This window comes from Mammaliicoccus sp. F-M27 (assembly GCF_022387115.1).
Classification (GTDB): domain Bacteria; phylum Bacillota; class Bacilli; order Staphylococcales; family Staphylococcaceae; genus Mammaliicoccus; species Mammaliicoccus vitulinus.
In genome coordinates, this window is the sequence record NZ_JAJNIE010000005.1 from 80091 (window position 1) to 104732 (window position 24642).

The window sequence follows — 24642 nt, forward strand, 5'->3', positions numbered from 1 at the left end:
TAAAGCATCACTGTTTACGATAAAATACATCTGTCAAATCAATAAAAACATGCGTTAATTGATTAACAAATAAGCCCACAAAAACGATTGCAATGGCAAATCCAATATATAAATACGCAAAACTTTGCTTATTTTTTTCTTTTCTTAGCTCACTTAAAACAACACGCTTTAAGCAAAATGCTACTACAATCACTATTACTAAATATAATAATGTTAAGAACATATATTTTCACCCGTCCTTATATGATGTTTACTATTTTACTATTTGTACTTATAGATTACCATCAAAATTTTAAATCTATTTTAGTCCATTCTCTCAAACTATTAATCATAAATACTTCATATTTATGATTTTTAATGTTATTTAACAATGTTTCTTTATCAATTGCTTGTTCTTTAATGACGCCAGATGCTAGCAGTTGTTGCCTCATACAACCATTTAAAATTTGTTCGTTATAAGGTGGTGTTATAAAAGATTCACCATCTTTAATCACAACGTTACCAATATCAAATTCAGTAATTTCATTTTTGTCATTATAGTACAATACCACATCTGTCTCATGTTCGTGCTTAAAATGATGACGCTCAGTTGTTTTGTTTTTAATATATATAGAAGAAACTGGTTGAGCCTGTTTCAATTTTGCTGTTAGTGGTTTTGTCGAATCGACTAATGCTGTTGTATCCACATTGAATTCACCTTCATGAGTCAATTCTATTCTTAATTTATATAGTCTGTCCATATGACTTTTTTCTGTTTCATCAAGTATGTTATCCCATTTTTCAAGTTCAATAGGTGTTTGTAACGCTTCAGCACTTTTTGAAATTCTTTCTGTATGCTCATGACGTCTCTGAACACGGCCATCTTGAATTCGCATCGTTTCAATTAAATTCACTTTACGTTTTTCAAGTATTTTAGTCTTCATGTTAAATTCCTCGATTTCCGCTTCAGCATTTGAATCTATTGTTATACCTGACCCTACACCGTAAATAGCCCTTTTTTCATTATTATGAATCGTTCTTATAGGCACATTGAAAATCATTCTTCCATCTGGTAATAACAAACCAATTGCACCACAATAAATGCCTCTAGCTGTTTTTTCTAAATTTTTAATGATTCGCATAGTGGATTCTTTAGGTGCGCCAGTTATAGATCCACATGGGAAAAGCGCTTGAAGAACATTAAATAATGAAAGTTTATCTTTTAATTGGCTTCGCACAGTACTTGTCATTTGATAAACGGTTTTATATTTTTCAATTTTGAACAAGTCTATCGTTTCTACTGTCCCAACTTTAGAAATCTTGCTTAAATCATTTCTTAATAAATCGACTATCATCACATTCTCAGCTCTATCTTTTTTAGAATGCTTTAATGTCGTAAGATTTTCTTCATCTTCAGTTAAGCTACCACCTCTTGCAATCGTACCTTTCATCGGTTTAGTTAACAATGTATGTTCAAGATGTTGATGTCGTCCGAATTGAAAGAAAAGCTCTGGCGATATAGAAATAATCGTTTCATCATCATGCTCAATATAAGCCTCGTAATCACCATGAGACTCTGCTGTTAACGATTTGAAATATGCATAGCCATCTTGAATGGATTGGGCTGTTAATCGCGTCGTATAGTTTACTTGGTATGTGTTACCTAACCTTATTTCATCTTGTATTCTATGAATATGATGCGCTAATTCAGCATCTGAATTTGTTGTCTGCCAATCCATATTTTCATCTGTATCATCATTTTTCACATCATAATCGAATTGAGCAACTGGTTGGTCGTACACTTGCATCGAACCGTAATGACCGTCTGCTTTGTGCACTTCTAAAGTTTCGTCAAATGCTGGTGCACTTTCGTAAGGTAATGTCATGACGACATAATATCCTTGTTGATGGTAATATGTTGCTTTATCAACTAATGTTTGAACTTCATCGATGCTATGAGCAGTCATAGAAGCAATTGAGTTCTGAAACTTTAAGTCTAGTTTTTCTTCATTTTGCTGATCATTAATATATTTAAACTTTATATGCGTCTTCAATTTCAACACCTGCTTTCATCAAGAAATTCGCTAACTGCTCTAAACCATATTCACTGATAATTGATTCGGGATGATATTGAACAGCTTCAATTGGTAATGATTTATGTCGAATGGCCATCGGGATATCATCACTTGTTCTCGCAGTAACAATAAAATCTTGAGGAATGTACTTTTTATCAGCTATTAAAGAATGGTATCGCGTAACTTGGAAATCTTGAGGTAAATGTTCAAACAATCCCTTTCCATCATGTTCTAGTCTCGCAGTGTGACCATGAACAGGTCGTTCACCTTTTATCACGCTTCCACCGAAAGTAGCAATTAATAATTGGAAACCTAAACATACGCCTAATATAGGTACATCTTTATAAATATTGTAAATATACGATTTCAACGCTGCATAATCATCAGGATGGCCCGGTCCTGGCGAAATGATGATCACGTCGGGATTAAGAGATTGAACGATTTCTACAGTCACATCTTCAGATTTCAAAATTTTAATTTCATTATTTTTAGTTAGTATTTTTATATATTCAATAATATTATATGTAAATGAATCGTGGTTATCTATCATCATAATCATAAGTTTACACGCTCTTCTTTCCTTAATTTCAAATCAATCATACCATATCACAAACTTGCTTTTACAATATGATTATATTATCATTTGTATATTCAATAAACTAAGAGGTTACTAGCTTACACCCTCTATAAAAAACTAGACACCTACGTCTACCTTTTTATAGAAGGCAGGCTTTTTTTATGCCTTTATAAAGGAGAAGTTTTATGTCAGAAACATTAAAAAATGAAAAAGCACTTGTCGTGTTCAGTGGTGGACAGGATAGTACAACATGCTTGTTTTATGCTAAGAAACAATTTAAAGAAGTAGAATTAGTTACATTTCAATATGGTCAAAGGCACGATTTAGAAATTAAAGTTGCAGAAGATATTGCGAGCGAACAAGGTTTAAAACACCACGTTCTCGATATGTCATTACTTTCACAACTTTCTCCAAACGCATTAACTGATCATAATATGAAAATAGAAAATGATGAAAATGGAATTCCAAATACATTTGTACCAGCTAGAAATTTATTATTTTTATCATTTGCTGGTGCATTAGCTTACCAAATTGGCGCTAAACATATTATTACAGGTGTTTGTGAAACAGACTTTAGCGGCTATCCAGATTGTAGAGATAGTTTCGTCAAATCTATGAACTTGTCACTTAACTTATCAATGGATAAAGACTTTGTGATTCATACACCACTTATGTGGTTGAACAAAAAAGAAACATGGGCTTTAAGCGATCAATTAGGTGCACTAGACTATGTTAGAGAAAAAACATTAACATGTTATAACGGTGTAATGAGTGATGGTTGTGGCGAGTGTCCTGCTTGTAAATTGAGAAAACAAGGCTTAGACCAATATCTAGAAACGAAAGGAAGTTTATAATGCTACAACAAATTTATCCAAGTGTTCAACATCCTTATGCCTTCGAACTGAATAAAGATTTCAACTTTTCTAGTGCGCATTACATTCCTTATGAAGAGGCAGGTAAATGTAAAAATATTCATGGCCATACTTATTTTATAAACTTAACAATTGCAGGTAACGAATTAGATAAAATGGGGTTTTTAGTGAATTTTAGCGAACTTAAATCTTTAATTCACAAAAGATATGACCATAAACTGTTAAATGACTTTGATGAATTTAAAGATAACAGTCCTTCAACTGAACAAGTTGCCCAAACAATATACAATATCGTACAAGAAGCTTTAGATAGACGAGCAAACAAACCTAAATGTGTACAAGTCTTTGTTAGAGAGACACCAACAAGTTATGTTGTTTATCGTCCTATTAAACAAGGTGACAATAATGCCTAAAATACCCGTATTAGAAATTTTCGGTCCTACCATTCAAGGTGAAGGATCTGTCATCGGTCGAAAAACGATGTTTGTGAGAACAAGCGGGTGTGATTACCGATGTAGTTGGTGTGACTCAAGTTTCACTTGGGATGGTTCTGCTAAAGATGATATTCGCTTACTCGAACCAGAAGACATCATATCTGAATTAGATGCCATTGCACCTAATAAATATCAACACGTTACAATATCCGGCGGTAATCCAGCACTCATAAAAAATATTGGTCCTTTAGTAGAAGCGCTGAACGAAAGGAACATCGAGACTGCGCTCGAGACGCAAGGTTCAAAATTCCAAAGCTGGATGACACTTATCGATGACTTAACAATTAGTCCTAAACCTCCAAGTTCTGGTATGAAACCAAACTTACCAATTTTGGATGAAGTCATTGCACAATGTGTTCAAGAAAGTCTGTCACTAAAAGTCGTTATATTCGATGAAGAAGATTATCAATTCGCCAAAGATATCCACAACAGATACCCTTCCATTCCATTCTACTTGCAAGTTGGAAATCCTTACTTAGACGATAGTGTTTCAAACCATACAGAAAAACTATTAGAAAAATATGAACAACTTATTGATAAAGTCATGAACGACACATTAAATGATATTTATGTCTTACCTCAATTACACACTTTATTGTGGAGTAATAAAAAAGGCGTTTAATATTTCCTAGGAAATAAATCACCCAATCCGTTAAATTCATTTTCGGATTGGGTGATTTTTATATTTTCTAATTTTGTCCATTTTTCTTTGATATTTTATAAACACTATAAATCGCGATACCTATTACAAGGAATATCCACCACGGAATATAAACTCTCATCATATCTTTAAATATAATATTTGGTACTAATATTAATATTGCTGGAATGACACCTACAACTAGACCTGCATAAACAGTTTCTTTAAATTTTTTGTATTGTGATTTATCAAATATATACCTTTGAATAATATTAAACAGCATTTTTATAATGAAGAATCCACCTATTGGCACTAAAATTAATAATGAAAGTGTTGATATTAGTGGCGTCTTATAGTCTGCAAATATTCCAACAATACCAGAAACAATAAAATAAATACTGTAAAAATAAGCAACACCCATCATTACCATTTTCATCACAGCTTTGTTAGATTCATTAGGTAGCTCTTCTAAGATTTCATCAGCATGCCCTTTGACATCATGTCCAAAAAATTCTATAGCCGATGAACCGTGTGAAACAGCTTCTAATAAATGATCTAATACATCCATCAAAATAACTTCAGTTTCGTGTTCACTTACTCTTAAATCCGTTCTCACATATAACAAGAAATCTTCGTACACTTCTAAATCTTCTTCATTTAATTGCTTTCTCTTCTCATTGTTTTCATCTATCAATTGTTTAGTTGTTCTCGCCATCGTCAGTGCTCCCTTTTAACAATTTAGTAATTGGTTCTTTAATTTTAAGCCATTCATTACTTACGATTTCTAATTCTTCACGGCCTTTCTCAGTTATGTAATAATACTTTCTTTTTGGTCCTTGTTCACTATGCTTGAACTCACTATAAATAAATTCTTTATTCAACAGCCTCAATAAAATCGGATAAATTGTACCTTCGCTCACATCAGTAAATTGATGCTCATTTAATTTACGTGATAACTCATAACCATATACAGGTTGAGATTGTATAATAGACAATATACAAGCATCTAATAAACCTTTTCTCATTTGTGTCTTTATGGACGACATATTCATAACCTCTTCCAATTTTCACTGCTACTTTGTATTACAAGATAGCTTAACACAATACTAGTAAAACACATTCAAAATGTCAAACGCTTATCCAAATTTACTTCTTAAATATATATTTAGTGATTAAATGTTAAGAAATTGTTATAATTCTTAGATGAGACTAGTTTAAGGCAGGAGACTGATATGGCATTTCTCGTTTCAATTAATATCATTCTGTGTATCGTCTTAATGTCATATAACTTCGTAGTAATGAATAAGAAAAAGCGTATAAACCATTACGTCATTTCTATCACAATTGCTTTGAATGGTTTAGTTTCCTTTATAATCATCAAAGAAATCAACTTCATCACGATAGCTGTAACAATTATGTTACTTATATGGGCATTTTTTCATACATGGATTCAAATTAAATACGCTCCAAACTATATTGAAAACCAATTTTTTGTACTTTATATTGTTACTATTATATTTAGCATGACATTAAACATCGTTTATTTAGATAGTAAACTTTCCATTTACCAATCTGTGCCATACTTTGGTGTCAGTTTATTTATATTCGGCCAGATTATCGCTTACCTTTCATTGTTTACACAAGCAGTTGAATCAAATGGTAAAAGACTTGCAAAAATTTACCAAAAAGGTATATATAGATACTTTATTCATCCAAGATTAGTAGGAGAAATATTATCAATCGTATCTCTAATATGTATGATTGTACTTACTCCCCACTGGTTTTTATTAGTACCCGTCTTCCTTTTTTATATTTTGTTTATTTTATGGCAAAAGTTATTCAAAACTTCTTATTATGTTTCACATACAAAGTAACAGGGTACATATATAAGTAAATCAGAAATATCAAGAGGAGGTACACTCTATGGGCTTTATATTAATGTTAATCGTAGGCGGACTTATAGGTTGGCTAGCAGGCGTTATATTAGGTAAAGATATACCTGGCGGCATTATTGGTAACATCATTGCCGGTTTAATCGGGTCAGCTATTGGTGGTTCTTTACTAGGCGATTTAGGTCCAGTATGGGGCGGAGTAGCAATTATACCAGCACTTATTGGTTCAATTATATTGATACTCGTACTATCATTCATCTTAAAAATGATCAAAAAATAATATTTATGTTTTAATAAAAGATATAAATAAAAAGCAACCATCCTGTAAATGGTTGCTTCAGACTGTCGACAAAGTCACTTAAAGTGAACTTGTTAGCAGTCTTTTTGTATGTCATTATTTTGCATCTTAATGTAAGTACATCGATCCGACTACTAACACGAAGACAGAATTGGCTATTTCTATTAGTCCAACATGCATAATTTTAATTTTCTTCCCATATAAAACGATTGAGCGTATTAAACTTGGTATATACATGACCATAACTAAAGGACTAATCACGAATCCTACAATGACAATACATAAATGATATATCCATGAACTCCATTTATATTTTGTTGATTTTTTCTCTCTAATCATCGTTTTTACATATAATATCGTTCCAAAGAAATACATAAAGCTTATTATAAAAACCGGTAACCATGTTTGAATATTTGATATAGCTGTGTTTAATAATGTGCTAATTATACCAAATAAGCAAAATATAATGACAGCTATTAAGTCATTTGTAAATGCCCTTTCATTTTTCTTTTTAGCGAAATATGCGTTGATAAATGATAGAGGCAACATCAATAAAAAGATCCAAAATGTATCATTTCTATATAACACTATGGGTATAAATGATATAAGGACTATTAGTGCGAATATGCTAGCTGTGTATATGTAGCCTATGTCTTTTTTCCTTTTCTTTAAATAGAAAAATACTTGATCACTCATGAAATAAGCTGCTAGTACACCTATATATAATAATATATGCAAAAATGTAAAACCGCTTGCTGCGATACCAAATGCGATAGGTACGACGATCATCGACCAAACACCATGTTGATTTGGTTTTTTAAATTTAAACAAAAAAACACCTCCACATATTTATTTTACTAAAAGATATATATAAAATACATCTTAATTCAAACAAATATGTGAAGGTTTTAACATTATTTCATATCTCCTATTTTCACATCATCTGGATCTCTAAATTGTCTCTCATTTGTATGAAGATTATCAATTTCTATTATATCTTCATCGCTTAATTCAAAGTTAAACACATCAAAGTTCTCTCTAATTCTGTTGTCATTTTGAGATTTTGGTATAACAAGTCTATCTTGTTGTATGTGCCATTTAATAATCACTTGCGCGACAGTTTTATTATATTTTTCAGCTATATTTTTCAAAACCGGGTTATCTAGCCATTCTCCGCCTCTCATTAAAGGACTCCAAGCCATAACTTTAATGCCTTTACTTTCACAATATGTTTGCAGTTCTTTTTGGTTAAATTTCGGATGAAATTCTACTTGGTTAACCGCTGGGACAACTTCTGTTTCAGCTAATAATTTTTCTAAGTGATGCTCTTTAAAATTACATACGCCTATCGCTTTAATTTTACCTTCTTTATATAATTTTTCTAAAGCTTGGTATGTTTCCACGAAAAGATTATCTTCTGGACATGGCCAATGAATTAAATACATATCTATATACTTTAATTGTAAAGACTCTAAGGAGTCATTAAATGCTTTAATTGTTTCATCGTACCCTTGAAAATCATTCCATAATTTAGTTGTAATGAAAAGTTCTTCACGATCTATATCAATTTTATTTAAAGCGTGACCTAATGCTTTTTCATTTTTATAAAACCAAGCAGTATCAATCGCTCTATAACCAGCTTCAATCGCAGTATTTACGACTCTTTCAACATCTTCTTCATTAATTTTATATACGCCTAAACCTAATTCTGGTATATCTACATTATTATTTAATTTAACCATATTCATTACCCCTTTATTTAGATATCATGCGCTCTCTTTTTGGTGTGTATGAAAGTGAATTTGTCAGTTCTTCAAATTCTTCTTTTGTTAAATCTCTCCACTCACCATATTTAATACCTTCTAGTTTAATATTCATAATACGTATTCTTTTTAATTTTTTAACATCATATCCTAAAGTTTCACACATACGTCTAATTTGACGATTTAAACCTTGAGTCAAAACAATTTTAAACGTTCTATCATTGAGTTGTTCTATTTTGGCTGGAAGCGTCTTTTGATTTAAAATTTCTACACCTTCAGACATTTGTTTAACGAAATCTTTCGTAATAGGTTTATCTACAGAAACAATGTATTCTTTTTCATGATTATTCTCTGCACGTAATATTTCATTCACTATATCTCCATCACTTGTCAGTAATAGAAGTCCTTCAGAGTCTTTATCTAGTCTCCCAATATGAAATATTCTTTCTTGATGATTCACATAGTCAACAACATTACCTTTAATATGACGTTCAGTTGTAGAAGTAATACCACGAGGTTTGTTTAGAGCTATATATACATAACCTTTATCAATTGTTATCACTTCATTATCAACTTTAACAACATCTGCATCTTCTACTTTTGATCCTAATGTTGCCAATTCATCATTTATTTTAACTCGATTAGCGCTGATCCATTTATCTGCGCCTCTTCTTGAACATACTCCAGCTTCACTTAGAAATTTATTAATTCTCATACATATGTGTTCCTCTCTCAATCAATCTACTATGACTTCTATTTTACATGATGCGATTCATTAAGACAAAAAAGATCCATCACGTTTCTATCGCATCGTTTACTATCATTACTAATCAATAGTTGTCTTATATAGAGTTACGATTTTGCTTGTGCATGCTTGCCTAGGGGTATGGCTCGAGCCTGTAGTCTCTCACTCATACCATTCCCCCGGGCGTCAGCACTTCACAAAATCGTTAGGAATATTATAAAGAATTTTTGCTATTTATCATGTGAAGCTTGACTTGATAAATTCACAGGCTCTATTTATCATGTGAGCCTTGACTTGATAAATTCAACAGCTCTATTTATCATGTGGAGCCTGACTTGATAAATTCAACAGCTCTATTTATCATGTGGAGCTTGACTTGATAAATTCACGGGATTTTTTATTTTTTAAACCAATCTAATATGCTGACATTTGTATTATTGTTTTTCTTGGAATATCCATATAGAGTTACGGTTTTGCTTGTGCATGCTGTATGTTGCAAGACTCACTAAACAAGCAACATAGAAGCTCTGTATGTTGCAAGACTCATCAAACAAGCAACATAGAAAGCCTGTATGTTGCAAGACTCACTAAACAAGCAACATAGAAAGCCTGTATGTTGCAAGACTCATCAAACAAGCAACATAGAACGTCTGTATGTTGCAAGACTCACCAAACAAGCAACATAGAAGCTCTGTATGTTGCAAGACTCATCAAACAAGCAACATAGAAGCTCTGTATGTTGCAAGACTTACTAAACAAGCAACATAGAACGACTCTAAGTTGCAAGACTCACCAAACAAGCAACATAGAGACTCCGACCCCACTCCCTCCACACACCAACCTCATTCAATTGTAAAAGGGCTGGTACATAAATCCCAACTCAAAATAAAAAAGCATATCACTCGTTACTGAGTTAAATCAGTAGCGTGATATGCTTATTTTTATGATTATTGTGTAATATTTTGATACGACTTGCTATTAATAAAGAAACGATCAAATATAAATGTACCAAATGGTATAAATGCTGATACAAAAGCAATAACAGACCATTTAATATGGGTTCTTACAATAATAGCCATTACGAGTATCATAATAAGATAAATTGTAAATAATCCCCCGTGTACCATGCCTAATACTGCAACTACATTTGGATTACTCAATATATATTTGATAGGCATTGCTATAAATACTAATAATAGTAATGATCCACCTTCTAAATATCCTGTAAATCTAAATAATGATGTTAATGTAGTTTTGCTCACTTTTCATTCCTCATCTTCTTTGTCATCATCAAAAATACTTCTACGTTCTTTAATAAATTCTTTGTGCAATGCAACAGTTTTAATTTGATGGTTCTCAACATCAATTATAACCCATTTGTCGTAATCTGTGTCTACATAATCATCTTTCTCAATTTCTGGATTATGTGCTTGTAACCAACCACCAATAGTATCTATGTCATCAGAATCTGCAAAGTCTATTCCAAACTTTTCTTCGAGTTCTGATAAAGTGACACGACCATTAATTTGGTAAGTATCTTCACCTGTTTTAATGATGTCATTTACCTCATCATCATCAAATTCGTCACGGATTTCTCCAACAATTTCTTCAAGAATATCTTCCATTGTAATAACACCAGCTGTGCCACCGTACTCATCAATCACTAATGCCATATGGACATGATCTTTTTGCATTTTCACTAACGCATCACTGATTCTCGTAACTTCGTGAATAAGTGGTAAATCATGTATATAATTATTGATTTTAATATTTGCACCTGATGCATATTCTGTTAAGAATTCTTTGACGTTAATAAAGCCTTTAACGTGATCTTTATCTCCATCTTCTGTTATTGGGTAACGTGTATAATGATGTTCATTAATGATTACTAACAGTTCCTCAATATTAAATGGTTCTGTTAATGTAACCATTTGTGTTCTAGGTACCATGATATCTTTTGCTAATCTTTCATCGAATGAGAAAATATTTTTCATATAAGCTAATTCTGTATGGTTTATTTCACCACTTTGATAGCTTTGAGTCATGATAAGCTTTAATTCTTCTTCTGACATTGCTTGTTCTTCGTTCGTAGGTTGAATACCTATTGCTCTTACTAAAATACGTGCTGTTCCATTCATAGACCAAATAAGTGGTTTCATAACAATACCGAAATAATATAACGGTCTGCCGAAGATTAAACTTAGTCGCTCTGCTTGTTGAATAGCTACCGTTTTTGGCGCTAATTCACCAACTACAACATGTATGAATGTAACAATTAAGAAACTGATTACGATGGAAAAAGTTTTTGTGAGTGCATCAGGTAAATTAAAGAAATCTAATGCCGGATGAATTAATACTTCAAATGTCGGTTCACCAATCCAACCTAATCCAAGTGATGTAACTGTAATACCGAGTTGACATGCAGATAAATAATAGTCTAGTTCCTTAACCATCTTATGTACAATTTTAGCTGATTTACTACCTTCAGATATCAATTGTTCAATTCTAGTCATACGTACTTTAACAAGCGCGAATTCAGATCCTACAAATACCATTGTAAATGCAATTAATACAAAGAATACAATAAAGTTTATTATGGTCGAAATTTCCAATTAGTTCCCTATTTCTAGGGATTCACCTCCAAATATTTTGCGGTGACGCTATGGTCACCTTTTTATTACTTTTTTCTATATATTTTATAATAAAATATGAATTTAAAACTAAATCCTTCCCATTTAGCGTCACCTCCCCCAATATTAGCATATTACTTTTAGTGTATCACATTTCACTATTTATTTAAATGATATAAGAAAGAATGGGAGCGGGACAGAAATCTAATTTGTATGAAAAGATTTCGTAGTCCCGCCCCGGCAAGGCTGACTAGAGTTGGAAAAAGCTTGATACAAGCGCATTTTCAATTCAGTCAGCTACTGCCAAGATGCTAAAAGAGACTGAGACATTACATTATGTCCCAGTCTCATTCTTTACATCGTTACAGATTTTACATGTTTCATAATAAATTTTGAACTTATTTGATTAAAAGCTTCAGGCTGATCGATATTACATACATGGCCAGCTTGTTCTATGATTTCCAAAGAAAAATTCCCGTTTTCTTTTACTAATCTTTCAACTGGCGGCATAAACAAGTAATCTTCCTCACCCATTATAAAAAGCGTCGGAATATCTTTCGTAGCTACTTGTAAATGCGCTAAATAAGGATTAACAAGTTTAGTCAGCTTAACCCATTTAATAAATTGTTTTTGAGACACTTTTTTAGCTTCATTAACAAATCTTAACCGTGATTCTTCGTGCGCTTTTCTAGGCATAATAATGTATGCGAAAAGTTTATAAAGCAGCATGTAAGGTACAAAATTCATAATTGTACGGCCAATAGCGAGTAAAAATTTCGTTCTTAAATTAACGTTTATAATCGCGCCACCTAATACTAAAGTTGAAATTCTTTCAGGATAGGATTCAGCCATCGTTTGACCAACGATAGTACCTAAGCTCATCCCTATTATATGAGTCTTGTCGATTTTTAAATAATCCAATACATCTACGACTTCTTTAGCCAAATGTTCAAATGAATCATTTTTCTTCCATTCTTTATTTGCAGATTTACCATGACCTCGTAAATCAACTAATAAAATATTAAAGTGTTTTCTATAATACCTCATTTGTTTAAACCAAATTGAAGAGCTCCCACCAGCACCATGTAGTAGCGTAACCCATTCAGAATCATTTGATTTTATAATTGTCTTGTAATATAACATAGTTTACATCTTTCCCCACGTTTACCTTATTCAACATAATGTGAATATTCTAGTTTAATCATATAAAAAATTCCCTGATATTTCAATTTTAAACATAGATTTCCACGTCATACTTTTGACTGAGAAAATATAATCTACGTATCCACGTTTATCAATAACTCAATATCAACTCGCTTATCACTAAAAAAAGCTGCCACAAAGTGACTACTTTGTCGACAGCTTGTAACGATTAATATTAAATTTTTCTACTTATTATGCTTCTTCAGCAATTTCTAATTGTTCTTTTGTTAATTTTGGTTTGATTAATCCATATATGATTGCTGCTACTAATGCACCGATTACAACCGCTAATAACGTTTGTAGAACGTGTCCAAAGTCTGTTGCAAGTATTACGAATATACCGCCGTGTGGTGCTTGAATGTTAGAACCTAATCCTAATGCAATTGCACCACCGATTCCTGAACCAACCATCATGGATGGAATGACACGTAACGGATCTGCTGCTGCAAATGGAATTGCACCTTCTGTTATGAAGGATAATCCCATTACATAGTTTGGAATCACTGAACCTTTTTGTGCTTTTGTAAATTTACTTCTGAATATTAACATCGCTGTTGCGATTGCGATTGGAGGAATCATACCACCAACCATAGCAGCTGTAATTGCTGCTGCATTACCTTCTGTTAAAGCGGCTGTAGCAAAGACATAAGCGGCTTTGTTAAATGGACCACCCATATCAATTGCCATCATAGCACCTAATACTAATCCAAGTAACATGATGTTAGAACCTGATAAACTATCTAATCCACTTAATAATAAATTGTTTAACCAAGATGTTGGTGGGTTAATAACGTATACCATTAATAGTCCAGTAAGTGACACAGATAATACTGGGTATATTAATGTTGGTTTTAAACCTTCAAACATTTGAGGTAATTTTTTAAATATATATTTAACACCTTCAGTTAAGTAACCTGCAAGGAAACCTGCAATAATACCACCTAAGAATCCTGAACCACCTGCTACTGCTAACATACCACCGACAAGACCAGATGCAAACCCTGGTTTATCTGCTATGCTTCGAGCAATGAAACCTGCTAAGATTGGTACAATTAATTGGAAAGCACTGTCGCTACCAATTGACCATAAGTTTGCAGCGAATTCATTGTATTGATCACTCTTAGGGTCGAATGAATTCTCACCGAATAAGAATACAATTGCCATTAAGATACCACCAGAGATTACAAGTGGTAACATATTAGAAACACCGTTCATTAAGTGTTTATAAATAGTTTTAGATACACTTTGTTTTTCATTGCTTGTAGAGCTGCTTTGTTTGCCACCTTTAGCGACAAATGGCTTACGTGACGTATCTTGTGCCATATTGATTAGTTCTTCTGGTCGTTTAATACCATCAGCTACTGGCACTTGTATAACGTTTTTGCCATCGAAACGATTTGTTTCAACATGTACATCTGCAGCTACGATTATACCTGAAGCCTTTTCGATTTCTTCTTCTGTTAAATGGTTCTTAATACCACCTGAACCATTTGTTTCAACTTTAATCGGAACGCCCATTTTTTTAGCTTGATTTTTCAAAGCATCTGCTGCCATATAAGTATGTGCAATTCCTGTTGGACATGCAGTTACAGCTAATACAAGCCCTTCTTCAGAAACCGCTGCTTCATTTGATGCAACTACAGATTCTTCTGTTTCTTCGTCTGTCGCTTCATCATCATGCTTGTTAATGATATTTAATACTTCTTCTTCACTTTTAGCTTGTAGTAACTCTGCTCTTACATTTTCATCCATTAAAATCCCAGAAAGTTTTGCTAGTGCATCTAAATGCGTTTGAGCCCCTCCAGCAGGTGCTGCAATCATAAAGAATAAATGTGCTGGTTGCATATCTAACGATTGATAATCAACACCATCAATCGATTTACCAAATGCAATTGCTGCTGATTGTACAGCATCTGTTTTAGCATGAGGAATGGCTATGCCTTCCCCGATACCAGTTGTACTTTGTGATTCTCTTGCATGAATCGCTTCTTTAAACGTAACTTCATCACTCAATTTCCCCGCTTGATTTAATTGAGATACAAGTTCATCTATTACTTGATCTTTATGAGTAGCTGATAAATCCATTGCGATCGTTTCTTTAGTTAAAAGTTCAGTAATTCTCATTTTAATGACCTCCCTGTTTTAAATATGTTTAATAACCACTTCAGAAATTATTTTTTCGATGTCTTGAGATTCTGCTAAGTCTGCATTAAACGCAGTTGCCGTCCCACAACTTACAGCTAATTTGAAAGCTGATTCTATATCTTGACCTGTCTCTAATCCAGCTACCATGCCTGCCACAGTACTATCACCAGATCCAACCGTATTTACTACTTGACCGTTAGGCACAATAGCTTTTAGTTTTGTCGTTTGATCCACATAGATAGCGCCTTCTCCACCAAGTGATACAATTACTGCTTGTGCGCCTTCTTGTAATAATGATTCTGCACATTCAATGACTTCTTGGTCAGTTTCTATCTGTTTATCAAATATCTCTTCTAATTCAGTTTTGTTCGGTTTAACAAATTTAGGTTTGTAAGAAAGAATCGATTTCATTAAATCCTTTTCAGCATCTACAATTAAATTTGCGCCTGTTTCTTTTAATATTTCTGCAACTTCTTGATAAACTGGTTTTTTAAGCGTACTTGGTACACTTCCTGCAATAATGACCGTATCTTCTGAAGTTGTCTTTTTCATTTTTGATAAAAACTGTTCATAATGATCGGGCTCTATATTTGGTCCTGGTCCGTTTATTTCAGTTTCTAGACCTGATTTTAACTTCACGTTTATTCTCGTATCGTCTTGAACTTCTACAAAATCAGTTAGAATATCTGATTTAGCAAGAGCATCTTTAATAAATTCTCCTGGAAAACCTCCAACAAATCCGGTAGCTGTGCTCTTCACGTTTAACGTTTTAAGAACTCGTGATACATTAATGCCTTTACCACCAGCAAATTTATTTGTCTCATGCGCTCTATTTAATTCACCAACTTCAAATTGATTTGTAAACATCACATAGTCAATTGATGGATTAAATGTAACTGTGTATATCATTGTAGTCCTCCGTTAATATTATATTTTTCTTTAAATTGATCGAAATTACGTATAGTTTGAACTGCTTTTTCAGAAGTTAAAATTTCAATTGATTTCTCATATTCTACTTCTGCAAATGACACTTCATTAAATTTAGAATGATCTAACAAGACGTACACTTGTGATGATAAGTTGATAGCTGTTTCTTTCATTTCTGATTCACTAGGATCAGGTGTAGTTAGACCGTAGTTTAAATCAATTCCATTCATACCGATAAAAGCTTTATCAAATCGATATCTTTCAAGTGATTTAACTGCATTTACACCTATATTTGCGAATGTAGTTGATTTAACTTCTCCACCAGTCATATAAACAGGAATACCTTTTTCTAATAACGGTCTCACATGTGTTAAACCGTTAGTAACTACGATAATGTCTTGTTGTGTAATAAACGGAATCATTTCTAAAGTAGTTGTCCCAGCATCTAAATAAATGGTATCTCCATCCGAAATAAGACTAGCTGCAAGTCTCGCTATTTCTTGTTTCTCATCTTGGTGACGTAATTCCTTATCCGTCATATTTCTTTCTTCATGACGTTTCGCAATTTGAGTAGCACCACCGTGAACGCGTTTAAGTAAGCCTCTTTGTTCTAGTTGTGATAAATCTCTTCTAATTGTAGAAGTACTTGAATTCGTCAAGTTGATGAGTTCTTGTAAAGATACCGTTTCCCGTTGGTTAATCTCTTCTATGATTAATTGATGTCTTTCAGTCGTTAACATACAATCTCCCCTGTTCAATTGTATATAATAAAACGTTTTCATTAAAATGTCAATCACATTCAATCACATTCATTCAAAATCAATCAAAATTTTTTTATGATTTTATAAGTTTAAATGTTTTATGTAGAAAAAGATTACTGTTATACTTATTTAGTATATTTTTAGGAGGCAGAACATGAATAATTCAAAAGAAAAGCTATTTAAACTGATTGAAAATAATGAAAGTAACATGATTGATATTAGAAGGCATTTACATCAAAACCCTGAATTATCATTTGAAGAAGTGAATACTGCAGACTATATCCAATCATTTTATAAAGACAAAGATGTTAATATTATCAAACCTATTGACGGCGAGCATGCTATTGTCGTTGAAATTAAAGGTGGACGTGAAGGTAGAACAATTGGTTTAAGAGCTGATTTCGACGCTTTACCGATTACAGAAGAAACAGACGTACCTTTCAAATCACAAAATGAAGGCGTTATGCACGCTTGTGGACACGACGTACATACAGCTTACTTAATGGGACTTGCAGATGCCTTAATAGAAATGAAAGAAGAATTACCAGGTACTGTCAAAATCATCCACCAACATGCTGAAGAAAAACCTCCTGGCGGTGCTAAAGCAATTGTAGAATCAGGTGTTCTAGACGATTTAGATGAAGTATATGGTATTCATATCGTACCTGCAGCTGGTCCAGAATTCATTGGATATAATAAAGGTCCTTCATTCTCTGGTAGTTCTACATTCAAATTAACGATAAATGGATTAGGTGGTCACGCCGCAAGTCCACACAAAACACACGATGCTTTAGTAGCTGGAACAAACTTTGTAAATGCTATTCAAACAATTGTTTCAAGACGTATCGATCCGTTAGATATGGGTGTTGTTACAATCGGTGCATTTGAAGCGCCGGGTGGTTATAATGTTATTCAAGACAGTGTCACTATTAAAGGTACAGCTCGATATTTAAATCCAGCATTAGAAGAAACAATGTATCAAGAAATCAAAAAAATTGCAGATAGTGTTGCAGTAGGATTTGATGTTAAATATGATCTAGATTACCAATATGGTTATCCAGTACTTTATAATCATCCTGAACAAACAGATAAAGTAGCTGAAATTTTATCTGAAAGTGTCGGAGATTATTTCCATCAACTAGTTGAGATTCCTCAAGTAACAGGGTCAGAAGACTTTGCATATTATTTACAAAAAATTCCTGGTTCTTTCTATATAGTAGGTAGTAAACCTAACGGCGTATCAGAGCCATATATGAACCATCATCCTAAATTTGATGTAAATGAAGATTGTATGCTCGTAGCAGCTAAATCACTAGCTGAAATCACACTTAAAAGATTAGAAAAATAAAAACATAGCTTAAAAAATGTCTATTTTTCAAAACTGACATATAAAAGAGATTGGGACATAAATCCCAACTTAAAATAAATCACCCAATCCGTTGGCATCATTTTCGGATTGGGTGATTTTATATTTCTGATTTTGTAAAGTGCTGACGCCCGGGGGAATAGTATGTGTGAGAGACTACAGGCTCGAGCCATACCCCCAGGCAAGCATGCACTTTACAAAATCATTTTAGTTTAGAACATTTATGTCCTAAACTCTTTATTTTGAGAAAAATTTCTGTTTTATTGAAGCAACTATAATATATCTTCACCACGCGAAGCGACATATATGTTAAACCATTCTTGATCTGTTAATTGTAGCTTAGTCGCTTTAACCGCTTCATCGACTCTTTCAATTTTACTTGAACCGACAATTGGCATTACTTTAGAAGGTAATTTTAATAACCAACTATATATCACAGTGCTAATGCTGACGTTATATTTGGATGCGAGTGGTTGAATCACTTCAAGTATGCGTCTTGATTTTTTATCGTTCTCATCAAATATTTTACCGCCTGCTAATGGACTCCACGCCATAACTTTAACATCATGTTGGAGCATTCTATTTAATGTGCAGTCTTCAATATTTTCTAACTGATACGGTGATACTTCCACTTGGTTGACCGAAATATGTGACATTTCTTTTTTTAAACTTTCGTTCAACAACTCATATTGATTACATTTAAAATTAGAAATACCGAATGCTTTTATTTTTCCTTGTTCCACTAAATGCATGACAGCTCTTGTCATTTCATCTGGATCCATCAGTGGAGATGGACGATGTATAAGTAACGTATCGATGTAGTCTGTTTTAAGATTTAATAATGATTGATCGACCGACTCTATAATGTGCTCATAGCTTTGATCATATCGGTGACCTGTATTTTTAGGTTTATTTTCATTCGGCAAAATAATGCCACATTTAGTGACAATTTCGATTTTTTCTCTTAAATTCGGTGTTAATGCTAATGCGTCTCCAAATAAAGATTCACACGTATAATCACCATAAATATCAGCATGATCCATCGTCGTAATACCACGATCTACAATTTCATGTAAAAAATTGTTCGCTTGCTGATTGCTATATCCCCATTCATTTAATCTCCAAAATCCATGTACAATCCTTGAATAACTAACATTTTTATTTATACGAATACGTTCCATCCCATCATCTCCTATGAAAAATTCAACATATCTAACTTGTTTCGTAAATAAGCTTTATCTATCGTTTCTCCTATTATGACAATCGTTAAGGGCATATTCATGATTTCTGGTTCATATTGAGGTACCCCAAACGCGTATTGAAATAAATAAGTTTGTTCTGGTTCTTCTTTGAATTTAAGAAACCCTTTAATTCTTAGTATTGAATCAGGTAACTGTCTCAAAAATTGAAAGAGCAGTTCCATGTCTACCGGTCCACTAAATGTGTAATTCATTGATTGTATACCGTGATGATGACTATGTTTACCTTCAATAGCTAATATTTCATTCACTGGCATTTCGATATCATCTATATTCGAATAATTCGTGAAGTGAAGTTGAGGTTGATGCTTAATAGATTGTAATGATTCTTTTAATAATGCTTTTTCTTCTGCTGATAATTCATCAGATTTATTAATAACGATCAGATGCGAATACAACATCTGTTCTTCCATAAGTTGTTTCGTCTGTATTGTATATCGTGTTCGTTCTAAGTATCTTTTACCATCCATTACACCGATTATTGAAGGCATTTCAACTTTATCTATTAATGTTGGATTTTGACACGCATCTACCACTTCAACTGGATGTGCAATTCCAGTAGCTTCAATTAACACTAAATCCGGATTTTCTTTATGATATAAATTATGTAAGACGACTTCAATGTCATCTTTCAATGAACAACAGATACAACCATTTAATAAACTTTGACTTGAAACATCGTCACCTAATAGTTTGCTGTCAACATCAAAAGAACCAAATTCATTCATAATAATCGCGACTTTTTGACCAGCTTCTTTAGCATTTAAAATCAGCCTTTGAAGCAAAGTTGTTTTACCGCTTCCTAAAAATCCTGTCAAAACTGTAACAGACATTTTATTTTCATTACTTTGAACCATGTTTAAACCACCTTTCTGCAATTATATGATATAACCATACAAACTACAAAGACTTACGTTTTAAATATTGACCCATCATATAATTTCTACAATGAATCCTTGCTATTATTAAAAATATTTACAAACTAAATTTATTCATTATATAATGAATAAGAAGTTTGTAAAAAAAATATGAACCATTGCATTTGTAGTTTGGGGGAAAGATCATGCCGGATAATTTAAATATCCAAAACCAGTTGTGTTTTAATTTGTATAATGCGCAAAGACAAGTCAATCGTTATTATTCAAACAAAATTTTTAAAGAGTACCAGATTACTTATCCACAATATTTAGTTCTTACTGTTTTATGGGAAACCGCACCGGTCAATGTTAAAAAGCTTGTAACAGAGTTAGCTCTAGATACAGGTACCGTATCCCCTCTATTAAAAAGAATGGAGAATTTGGAACTCATTAAGCGCGAACGTTCTGAATTAGACCAAAGAGAAGTATTTGTTCATTTAACTGAGAAAAGTGAACAAATGAGAGAACATTTGCATCATGCATCTCATCTCATTCAAGATGTATCAGAATTAAGCGACGAAGAATCACAACAGCTTAACAATTTATTACAAAAACTGATTAATAACGTCGACAAAATTAATCAAGAGAAATAGAAATCATGTTTAATTCAAAATAAATAAGCATCTCACTTTAATTTTTTAATCATCAAAGTGAGATGCTTATTTTTTATACATTACTATTTTCACACGAGTTGCTCATTATAATAAATGACTTCAGATAAGTAACCTTTATCTTTCATCAGTTGAGCATAACTACCTTGTTCTAAAATTTCTCCTTCGTTCATGACAATAATATGATCGAAGCTTTGTAAATATTTCAAGTTATGTGTAACAATGATGATTGTGTCGTCTTTATTTAATAAATGATGCATGATATTTTCTTCGTTCTGTTCATCTAAAGATGCAGTTGGTTCATCTAACATCCATATTTGAGCACTTCTTAACAGTAATCTTGCCATAGATAAACGTTGTCTTTCTCCACCGGATATATTTTCAGCGTTTTTAGTTAATTGTTGGTCTAAATCTAAATAACTTAAGTTCACTGTTGAAAGGACTTGCTTCATTTCTTCGTCTTTCGCTTCAATTAACAAGTTCTCTCTTACAGTACCCTCAAAATAGTGATTATGTTGCAACATTGTGTTGATTTCGTCTACATAATTTTCTTTGTCTATTTGAGCGAGCAGTTCTTTATTATAAGATAATACGCCTTCGTTCACACTGTATAATCCCATGAGTAAATTGAGCAATGTTGTTTTACCCGAACCTGATGGCCCAATTATTGCAACATGTTGTCCTTTTTCAATTTCAAAATTGATGCTTTTCAAAGTTGGTCTTTCTTGAAAATCATACTTGAAAGTTAAGTTTTTCGCATTATACAACGCATCACTGTGCACTGAACTTCCATTGATTTCATCAAAAGATTGATTGATAACTTCTTCTATATTTTGAAGACTTCTTTCTGTATCTGCTTTATAAAATGCGACGTTTGTCATAGGTATCGCTTGTTCAAACAATGTGATGGTGATCATTAAGATACTTGCAAAAAATACAGCATTTAATACGCCATCTTGAATTTGCCATATACATAAGATTGTCATACACCATATGCTGACCATTGATGATAAGTTCAACATGAAATCATACGTACTTAAAAATTTCTGTTCTTTATATTTTTTCTGTTCATATTGATTTTGTTTCTTAAAAACTTTCTCTTTAAAATGTACAAATTGCTGAAATCTCTTTAATTCTGAACGTCCGTTTTCAAAATCAAAATACTCTGCTACATAATCTTCTTCACTTTGTTGAACTTGCATTGCTAGAAGATTAGCACGTTTACTAGATAAATATGGAATTAATATAACGGAAATAAACATCGATATACCAATTACGATACCTGCATATATATTAAAATTAATCATGACTAAAATCGTTATGAAAGTCGTTAATATAATAACAATTGGTGGATAATACACTCTTAATAATATGTTTTGTAATCGTTCGACATTATTCACCATTTGAGTGAGCAAATCGCTTGAACGATATCTTCTAAATACGTTAGGAACTATTGGAATTAAGTGATTAAACAATTCCACCCGAATGTCTCTTAACATCGTAAATGTAGAACGATGTGAATATAACCTTTCGAAATATCTTGTGATCGCTCTAACAAAACCAAATAATTTAATCGTGACGATTAGAATCATTAAAGCATAAAGAGGTGTGCCAAGCGCACTTTTAGAAATCATATATCCACTCAATGCAAACATACCTAATGCGGTCAGCATGCCAAAAACACCTATTATGATTGAAAGATAGAAATCTTTATCAAATTTAATCGTTAATTTTTTCATTGCATGACACCACCTTTATGCGGCACATCGATTTCACGAACTTCACCATTTTGAATTTCAATGTAGTGAGTGGCATATTTCAGAACTTCTTTTCTATGCGCAATTGTGATAACAGTTTTTTCATTCGCAAATTGATTGACCGTATGAACAATGAGCTGTTCAGTCTTAATATCTAACCCTGTTGTCGGTTCATCAAAAATAACGACATCAGGATTGAGCAATAACAATCTGGCAAGTTCAACTCTTCTCATTTCTCCACCAGATAACATTTCATACCCATCACCTATCATCGTATTGATACCTTTTGATAGCTGTGTGACTTTTTCCATGAGTCCTACTTCTTTTAATACATCAAATACATGATTTTCATCATAGTTTTGGAACATCGTGACATTTTCTAGTAAAGTAGCGCTAAAAATGTATGGTCTTTGGGATAGATAACCAATTTTTAATGATTTTTTATACTTAATTTCACCATTATTGGGACTTAGCTCATTTAACATTAATTGAATCAATGTTGATTTACCTGCACCACTTGGCCCAATGATAGCGGTATGACTCTTTTCTTTTATATTTAAATTAATTTTATTAAATGAAAAATCTTGACGATTAGGATATGCGAAAGATACATCATTAAATTGAATCATATCCTGTTGATTCATATTTGAATCGATTTGAATAGCTGTCTTTTTAGCTTGTTCTTCGTTATTCATCTCTTCAATCATTTCAATATAACCTTCACTTTGCTTACCTGTATGAAAAGCTTGTCCTAAATCTTTAATCGCATTATAAAATTCAGGCGCAAGCAATAATGTAATGATTGCTACAACAAATGATACATCGTTAAATACGATAAGTCGCAAACCTACTTCTAACGCCACAATACCGATTCCGAGCATCGAAATAAATTCCAACATTAATCCAGATAAAAATGCACTTTTTAAAATTTCCATCGTTAAATCTCTAAATGATGTACTGGATTTGTGTATTTTCGCAGTTGTTTCATCTGTACGATTAAACAATTTCAGTGACACAAGACCTTTCGTTAAATCTATAAACTCGATCGCAAAACGATCTAAAGACTGCATTTGATCTTTCGCTTTATCGCGTGTTCTTAATCCAAACACAATATAAAATAATGGAATAAATGGCGCAGTTATCATCATAATAAGCGCTGCTGGCCAATGAATGAAAAATAAAGTAATGATAATCGCGATTGGGATAATGGTTGATTTGAAGACTTGAGGCAAATATGATTCATAAAAAGGATGTATACCTTCAACCACTTCGGTTAAAATTGTAACTTTTGATCGTTCAGTATCTTTATTTATCAAATTGTGTCTTACATCTCTTTTCACTTTAAAAGAAAGCTGTTGACCGGACAATTGGTTAAGATAGTTAAAGCATGCTCTTAATAACAGCACGGCTAATAATATACCTAGCCATAAATAAAGCTGTTCATATCCTGATTTAACGACGAGCATTTGATTTATAATTTTTCCTAAATATATATTTTGAAATATGACAGTTAAACTGAGTAATAAAGAGGCTAAAAACATGAATATTTGTAACAGTTTATACTCCATACTATACTTTGTTAATTCTTTCACAATCTCACCACCTTTTTCTATTATAACGCCTTTAATAAAAAAATAAACTAAAATGTATTATCATTTATTTATATATTATTATGTAATATTTGGTACAATAATGATACAGTGATTGTCTATAGATAACCACAGACTTTCT

Annotated in this window: 25 protein-coding genes; 7 read left to right on the top strand and 18 right to left on the bottom strand. The window is 32.5% G+C overall.

Annotated features, from left to right (window positions below; genetic code table 11):
- Positions 1-7: 7 nt before the first annotated feature.
- From LQ598_RS07010 to LQ598_RS07020, 3 genes are all read right to left on the bottom strand, one after another.
- Positions 8-223: a hypothetical protein gene (locus tag LQ598_RS07010; RefSeq protein ID WP_016911781.1), complete on the bottom strand. Its 216-nt coding sequence runs from the start codon at positions 221-223 to the stop codon at positions 8-10.
- A 61-nt stretch (positions 224-284) separates the two neighbouring features.
- Positions 285-2033, bottom strand: a complete 1749-nt coding sequence (pabB, locus tag LQ598_RS07015; RefSeq protein ID WP_239745387.1) for an aminodeoxychorismate synthase component I — start codon at positions 2031-2033, stop codon at positions 285-287.
- The gene (locus LQ598_RS07020) at positions 2011-2613 is read right to left on the bottom strand and encodes an anthranilate synthase component II (protein WP_192978062.1); all 603 of its coding nucleotides are present in this window, start codon (positions 2611-2613) and stop codon (positions 2011-2013) included. Before LQ598_RS07020 ends, pabB begins: the two co-directional genes overlap by 23 nt.
- A gap of 203 nt (positions 2614-2816) precedes the next feature.
- Between LQ598_RS07020 and queC the strand changes: the two genes are divergently transcribed.
- The 3 genes from queC to queE are packed head-to-tail and all read left to right on the top strand — an operon-like array spanning position 2817 to position 4619.
- Complete coding sequence (gene queC, locus LQ598_RS07025; protein ID WP_016911784.1) at positions 2817-3485, top strand: 7-cyano-7-deazaguanine synthase QueC; 669 nt, start codon at positions 2817-2819, stop codon at positions 3483-3485.
- Complete coding sequence (queD, locus tag LQ598_RS07030; RefSeq protein ID WP_016911785.1) at positions 3485-3916, top strand: 6-carboxytetrahydropterin synthase QueD; 432 nt, start codon at positions 3485-3487, stop codon at positions 3914-3916. The genes queC and queD overlap by 1 nt, the downstream gene beginning before the upstream one ends.
- On the top strand, positions 3909-4619 hold the full coding sequence (queE, locus tag LQ598_RS07035; RefSeq protein ID WP_107536447.1) for a 7-carboxy-7-deazaguanine synthase QueE: 711 nt from the start codon (positions 3909-3911) through the stop codon (positions 4617-4619). The genes queD and queE overlap by 8 nt, the downstream gene beginning before the upstream one ends.
- 67 nt (positions 4620-4686) lie before the next feature.
- Here the strand turns inward: queE and LQ598_RS07040 are convergent, their stop codons facing one another.
- Positions 4687-5352 carry a DUF1129 family protein gene (locus tag LQ598_RS07040; RefSeq protein ID WP_192978061.1) on the bottom strand — a complete coding sequence of 222 codons (666 nt, stop codon included), beginning with the start codon at positions 5350-5352 and terminating at the stop codon, positions 4687-4689.
- Positions 5336-5683 (bottom strand): PadR family transcriptional regulator, encoded by a 348-nt coding sequence (locus tag LQ598_RS07045; RefSeq protein ID WP_016911788.1) that lies wholly within the window; start codon positions 5681-5683, stop codon positions 5336-5338. The genes LQ598_RS07040 and LQ598_RS07045 overlap by 17 nt, the downstream gene beginning before the upstream one ends.
- Before the next feature lie 186 nt (positions 5684-5869).
- On the opposite strand from LQ598_RS07045, the gene LQ598_RS07050 reads away from it, so the two are divergent.
- Complete coding sequence (locus LQ598_RS07050; protein ID WP_103322616.1) at positions 5870-6511, top strand: hypothetical protein; 642 nt, start codon at positions 5870-5872, stop codon at positions 6509-6511.
- Positions 6512-6560: 49 nt separating this feature from the next.
- Positions 6561-6809, top strand: a complete 249-nt coding sequence (locus LQ598_RS07055; protein ID WP_103322617.1) for a GlsB/YeaQ/YmgE family stress response membrane protein — start codon at positions 6561-6563, stop codon at positions 6807-6809.
- 126 nt (positions 6810-6935) lie between these two features.
- Here LQ598_RS07055 and LQ598_RS07060 read toward each other — a convergent pair whose 3' ends face one another.
- From LQ598_RS07060 to LQ598_RS07100, 9 genes are all read right to left on the bottom strand, one after another.
- Entirely contained in the window at positions 6936-7658 is a 723-nt protein-coding gene (locus LQ598_RS07060) for a YwiC-like family protein (RefSeq protein ID WP_119608978.1), read from the bottom strand.
- A gap of 83 nt (positions 7659-7741) precedes the next feature.
- Positions 7742-8569, bottom strand: a complete 828-nt coding sequence (locus LQ598_RS07065) for an aldo/keto reductase (protein WP_103322619.1) — start codon at positions 8567-8569, stop codon at positions 7742-7744.
- Positions 8570-8582: 13 nt separating this feature from the next.
- Positions 8583-9305, bottom strand: coding sequence for a pseudouridine synthase (locus LQ598_RS07070; protein WP_016913224.1), 723 nt, complete (start codon positions 9303-9305; stop codon positions 8583-8585).
- 977 nt (positions 9306-10282) lie between these two features.
- Complete coding sequence (locus LQ598_RS07075) at positions 10283-10597, bottom strand: DUF3817 domain-containing protein (protein ID WP_016912721.1); 315 nt, start codon at positions 10595-10597, stop codon at positions 10283-10285.
- A 3-nt stretch (positions 10598-10600) separates the two neighbouring features.
- Positions 10601-11947, bottom strand: coding sequence for a hemolysin family protein (locus tag LQ598_RS07080; protein ID WP_016912720.1), 1347 nt, complete (start codon positions 11945-11947; stop codon positions 10601-10603).
- A 372-nt stretch (positions 11948-12319) separates the two neighbouring features.
- A complete protein-coding gene (locus LQ598_RS07085) occupies positions 12320-13108 on the bottom strand; it encodes an alpha/beta fold hydrolase (RefSeq protein ID WP_016912719.1) in 789 nt (262 codons plus the stop codon).
- Positions 13109-13360: 252 nt separating this feature from the next.
- Complete coding sequence (locus LQ598_RS07090; protein ID WP_016912718.1) at positions 13361-15292, bottom strand: PTS fructose transporter subunit IIABC; 1932 nt, start codon at positions 15290-15292, stop codon at positions 13361-13363.
- A gap of 18 nt (positions 15293-15310) precedes the next feature.
- Complete coding sequence (gene pfkB, locus LQ598_RS07095) at positions 15311-16222, bottom strand: 1-phosphofructokinase (protein WP_016912717.1); 912 nt, start codon at positions 16220-16222, stop codon at positions 15311-15313.
- Positions 16219-16980, bottom strand: coding sequence for a DeoR/GlpR family DNA-binding transcription regulator (locus tag LQ598_RS07100; RefSeq protein ID WP_016912716.1), 762 nt, complete (start codon positions 16978-16980; stop codon positions 16219-16221). The genes pfkB and LQ598_RS07100 overlap by 4 nt, the downstream gene beginning before the upstream one ends.
- 175 nt (positions 16981-17155) lie before the next feature.
- Between LQ598_RS07100 and LQ598_RS07105 the strand changes: the two genes are divergently transcribed.
- On the top strand, positions 17156-18349 hold the full coding sequence (locus LQ598_RS07105; RefSeq protein ID WP_103322621.1) for a M20 metallopeptidase family protein: 1194 nt from the start codon (positions 17156-17158) through the stop codon (positions 18347-18349).
- Between the two features lie 290 nt (positions 18350-18639).
- Here the strand turns inward: LQ598_RS07105 and LQ598_RS07110 are convergent, their stop codons facing one another.
- Together LQ598_RS07110 and LQ598_RS07115 are read right to left on the bottom strand one after the other, a co-directional pair.
- Entirely contained in the window at positions 18640-19548 is a 909-nt protein-coding gene (locus tag LQ598_RS07110) for an aldo/keto reductase (RefSeq protein ID WP_107536453.1), read from the bottom strand.
- A gap of 11 nt (positions 19549-19559) precedes the next feature.
- Complete coding sequence (locus LQ598_RS07115) at positions 19560-20483, bottom strand: CobW family GTP-binding protein (protein WP_239745388.1); 924 nt, start codon at positions 20481-20483, stop codon at positions 19560-19562.
- A gap of 206 nt (positions 20484-20689) precedes the next feature.
- Here LQ598_RS07115 and LQ598_RS07120 point away from each other — a divergent pair, with 206 nt between their 5' ends.
- Complete coding sequence (locus tag LQ598_RS07120; RefSeq protein ID WP_016912955.1) at positions 20690-21136, top strand: MarR family winged helix-turn-helix transcriptional regulator; 447 nt, start codon at positions 20690-20692, stop codon at positions 21134-21136.
- Positions 21137-21225: 89 nt separating this feature from the next.
- On the opposite strand, the gene LQ598_RS07125 is transcribed toward LQ598_RS07120, so the two are convergent.
- Together LQ598_RS07125 and LQ598_RS07130 are read right to left on the bottom strand one after the other, a co-directional pair.
- Complete coding sequence (locus tag LQ598_RS07125; protein ID WP_103322624.1) at positions 21226-22893, bottom strand: amino acid ABC transporter ATP-binding/permease protein; 1668 nt, start codon at positions 22891-22893, stop codon at positions 21226-21228.
- On the bottom strand, positions 22890-24503 hold the full coding sequence (locus LQ598_RS07130; protein ID WP_239745389.1) for an ABC transporter ATP-binding protein/permease: 1614 nt from the start codon (positions 24501-24503) through the stop codon (positions 22890-22892). The genes LQ598_RS07125 and LQ598_RS07130 overlap by 4 nt, the downstream gene beginning before the upstream one ends.
- Positions 24504-24642 lie beyond the last annotated feature (139 nt).

What these genes read in the sequence shown, in the direction of transcription:
- LQ598_RS07010 (WP_016911781.1), bottom strand. Translation starts at nt 223, where the DNA reads ATGTTCTTAACATTATTATATTTAGTAATAGTGATTGTAGTAGCATTT.
- LQ598_RS07020 (WP_192978062.1), bottom strand. Translation starts at nt 2,613, where the DNA reads ATGATTATGATGATAGATAACCACGATTCATTTACATATAATATTATT.
- queC (WP_016911784.1), top strand. Translation starts at nt 2,817, where the DNA reads ATGTCAGAAACATTAAAAAATGAAAAAGCACTTGTCGTGTTCAGTGGT.
- queD (WP_016911785.1), top strand. Translation starts at nt 3,485, where the DNA reads ATGCTACAACAAATTTATCCAAGTGTTCAACATCCTTATGCCTTCGAA.
- queE (WP_107536447.1), top strand. Translation starts at nt 3,909, where the DNA reads ATGCCTAAAATACCCGTATTAGAAATTTTCGGTCCTACCATTCAAGGT.
- LQ598_RS07040 (WP_192978061.1), bottom strand. Translation starts at nt 5,352, where the DNA reads ATGGCGAGAACAACTAAACAATTGATAGATGAAAACAATGAGAAGAGA.
- LQ598_RS07045 (WP_016911788.1), bottom strand. Translation starts at nt 5,683, where the DNA reads ATGTCGTCCATAAAGACACAAATGAGAAAAGGTTTATTAGATGCTTGT.
- LQ598_RS07050 (WP_103322616.1), top strand. Translation starts at nt 5,870, where the DNA reads ATGGCATTTCTCGTTTCAATTAATATCATTCTGTGTATCGTCTTAATG.
- LQ598_RS07055 (WP_103322617.1), top strand. Translation starts at nt 6,561, where the DNA reads ATGGGCTTTATATTAATGTTAATCGTAGGCGGACTTATAGGTTGGCTA.
- LQ598_RS07065 (WP_103322619.1), bottom strand. Translation starts at nt 8,569, where the DNA reads ATGGTTAAATTAAATAATAATGTAGATATACCAGAATTAGGTTTAGGC.
- LQ598_RS07070 (WP_016913224.1), bottom strand. Translation starts at nt 9,305, where the DNA reads ATGAGAATTAATAAATTTCTAAGTGAAGCTGGAGTATGTTCAAGAAGA.
- LQ598_RS07085 (WP_016912719.1), bottom strand. Translation starts at nt 13,108, where the DNA reads ATGTTATATTACAAGACAATTATAAAATCAAATGATTCTGAATGGGTT.
- LQ598_RS07090 (WP_016912718.1), bottom strand. Translation starts at nt 15,292, where the DNA reads ATGAGAATTACTGAACTTTTAACTAAAGAAACGATCGCAATGGATTTA.
- pfkB (WP_016912717.1), bottom strand. Translation starts at nt 16,222, where the DNA reads ATGATATACACAGTTACATTTAATCCATCAATTGACTATGTGATGTTT.
- LQ598_RS07100 (WP_016912716.1), bottom strand. Translation starts at nt 16,980, where the DNA reads ATGTTAACGACTGAAAGACATCAATTAATCATAGAAGAGATTAACCAA.
- LQ598_RS07105 (WP_103322621.1), top strand. Translation starts at nt 17,156, where the DNA reads ATGAATAATTCAAAAGAAAAGCTATTTAAACTGATTGAAAATAATGAA.
- LQ598_RS07110 (WP_107536453.1), bottom strand. Translation starts at nt 19,548, where the DNA reads ATGGAACGTATTCGTATAAATAAAAATGTTAGTTATTCAAGGATTGTA.
- LQ598_RS07115 (WP_239745388.1), bottom strand. Translation starts at nt 20,483, where the DNA reads ATGGTTCAAAGTAATGAAAATAAAATGTCTGTTACAGTTTTGACAGGA.
- LQ598_RS07120 (WP_016912955.1), top strand. Translation starts at nt 20,690, where the DNA reads ATGCCGGATAATTTAAATATCCAAAACCAGTTGTGTTTTAATTTGTAT.
- LQ598_RS07125 (WP_103322624.1), bottom strand. Translation starts at nt 22,893, where the DNA reads ATGAAAAAATTAACGATTAAATTTGATAAAGATTTCTATCTTTCAATC.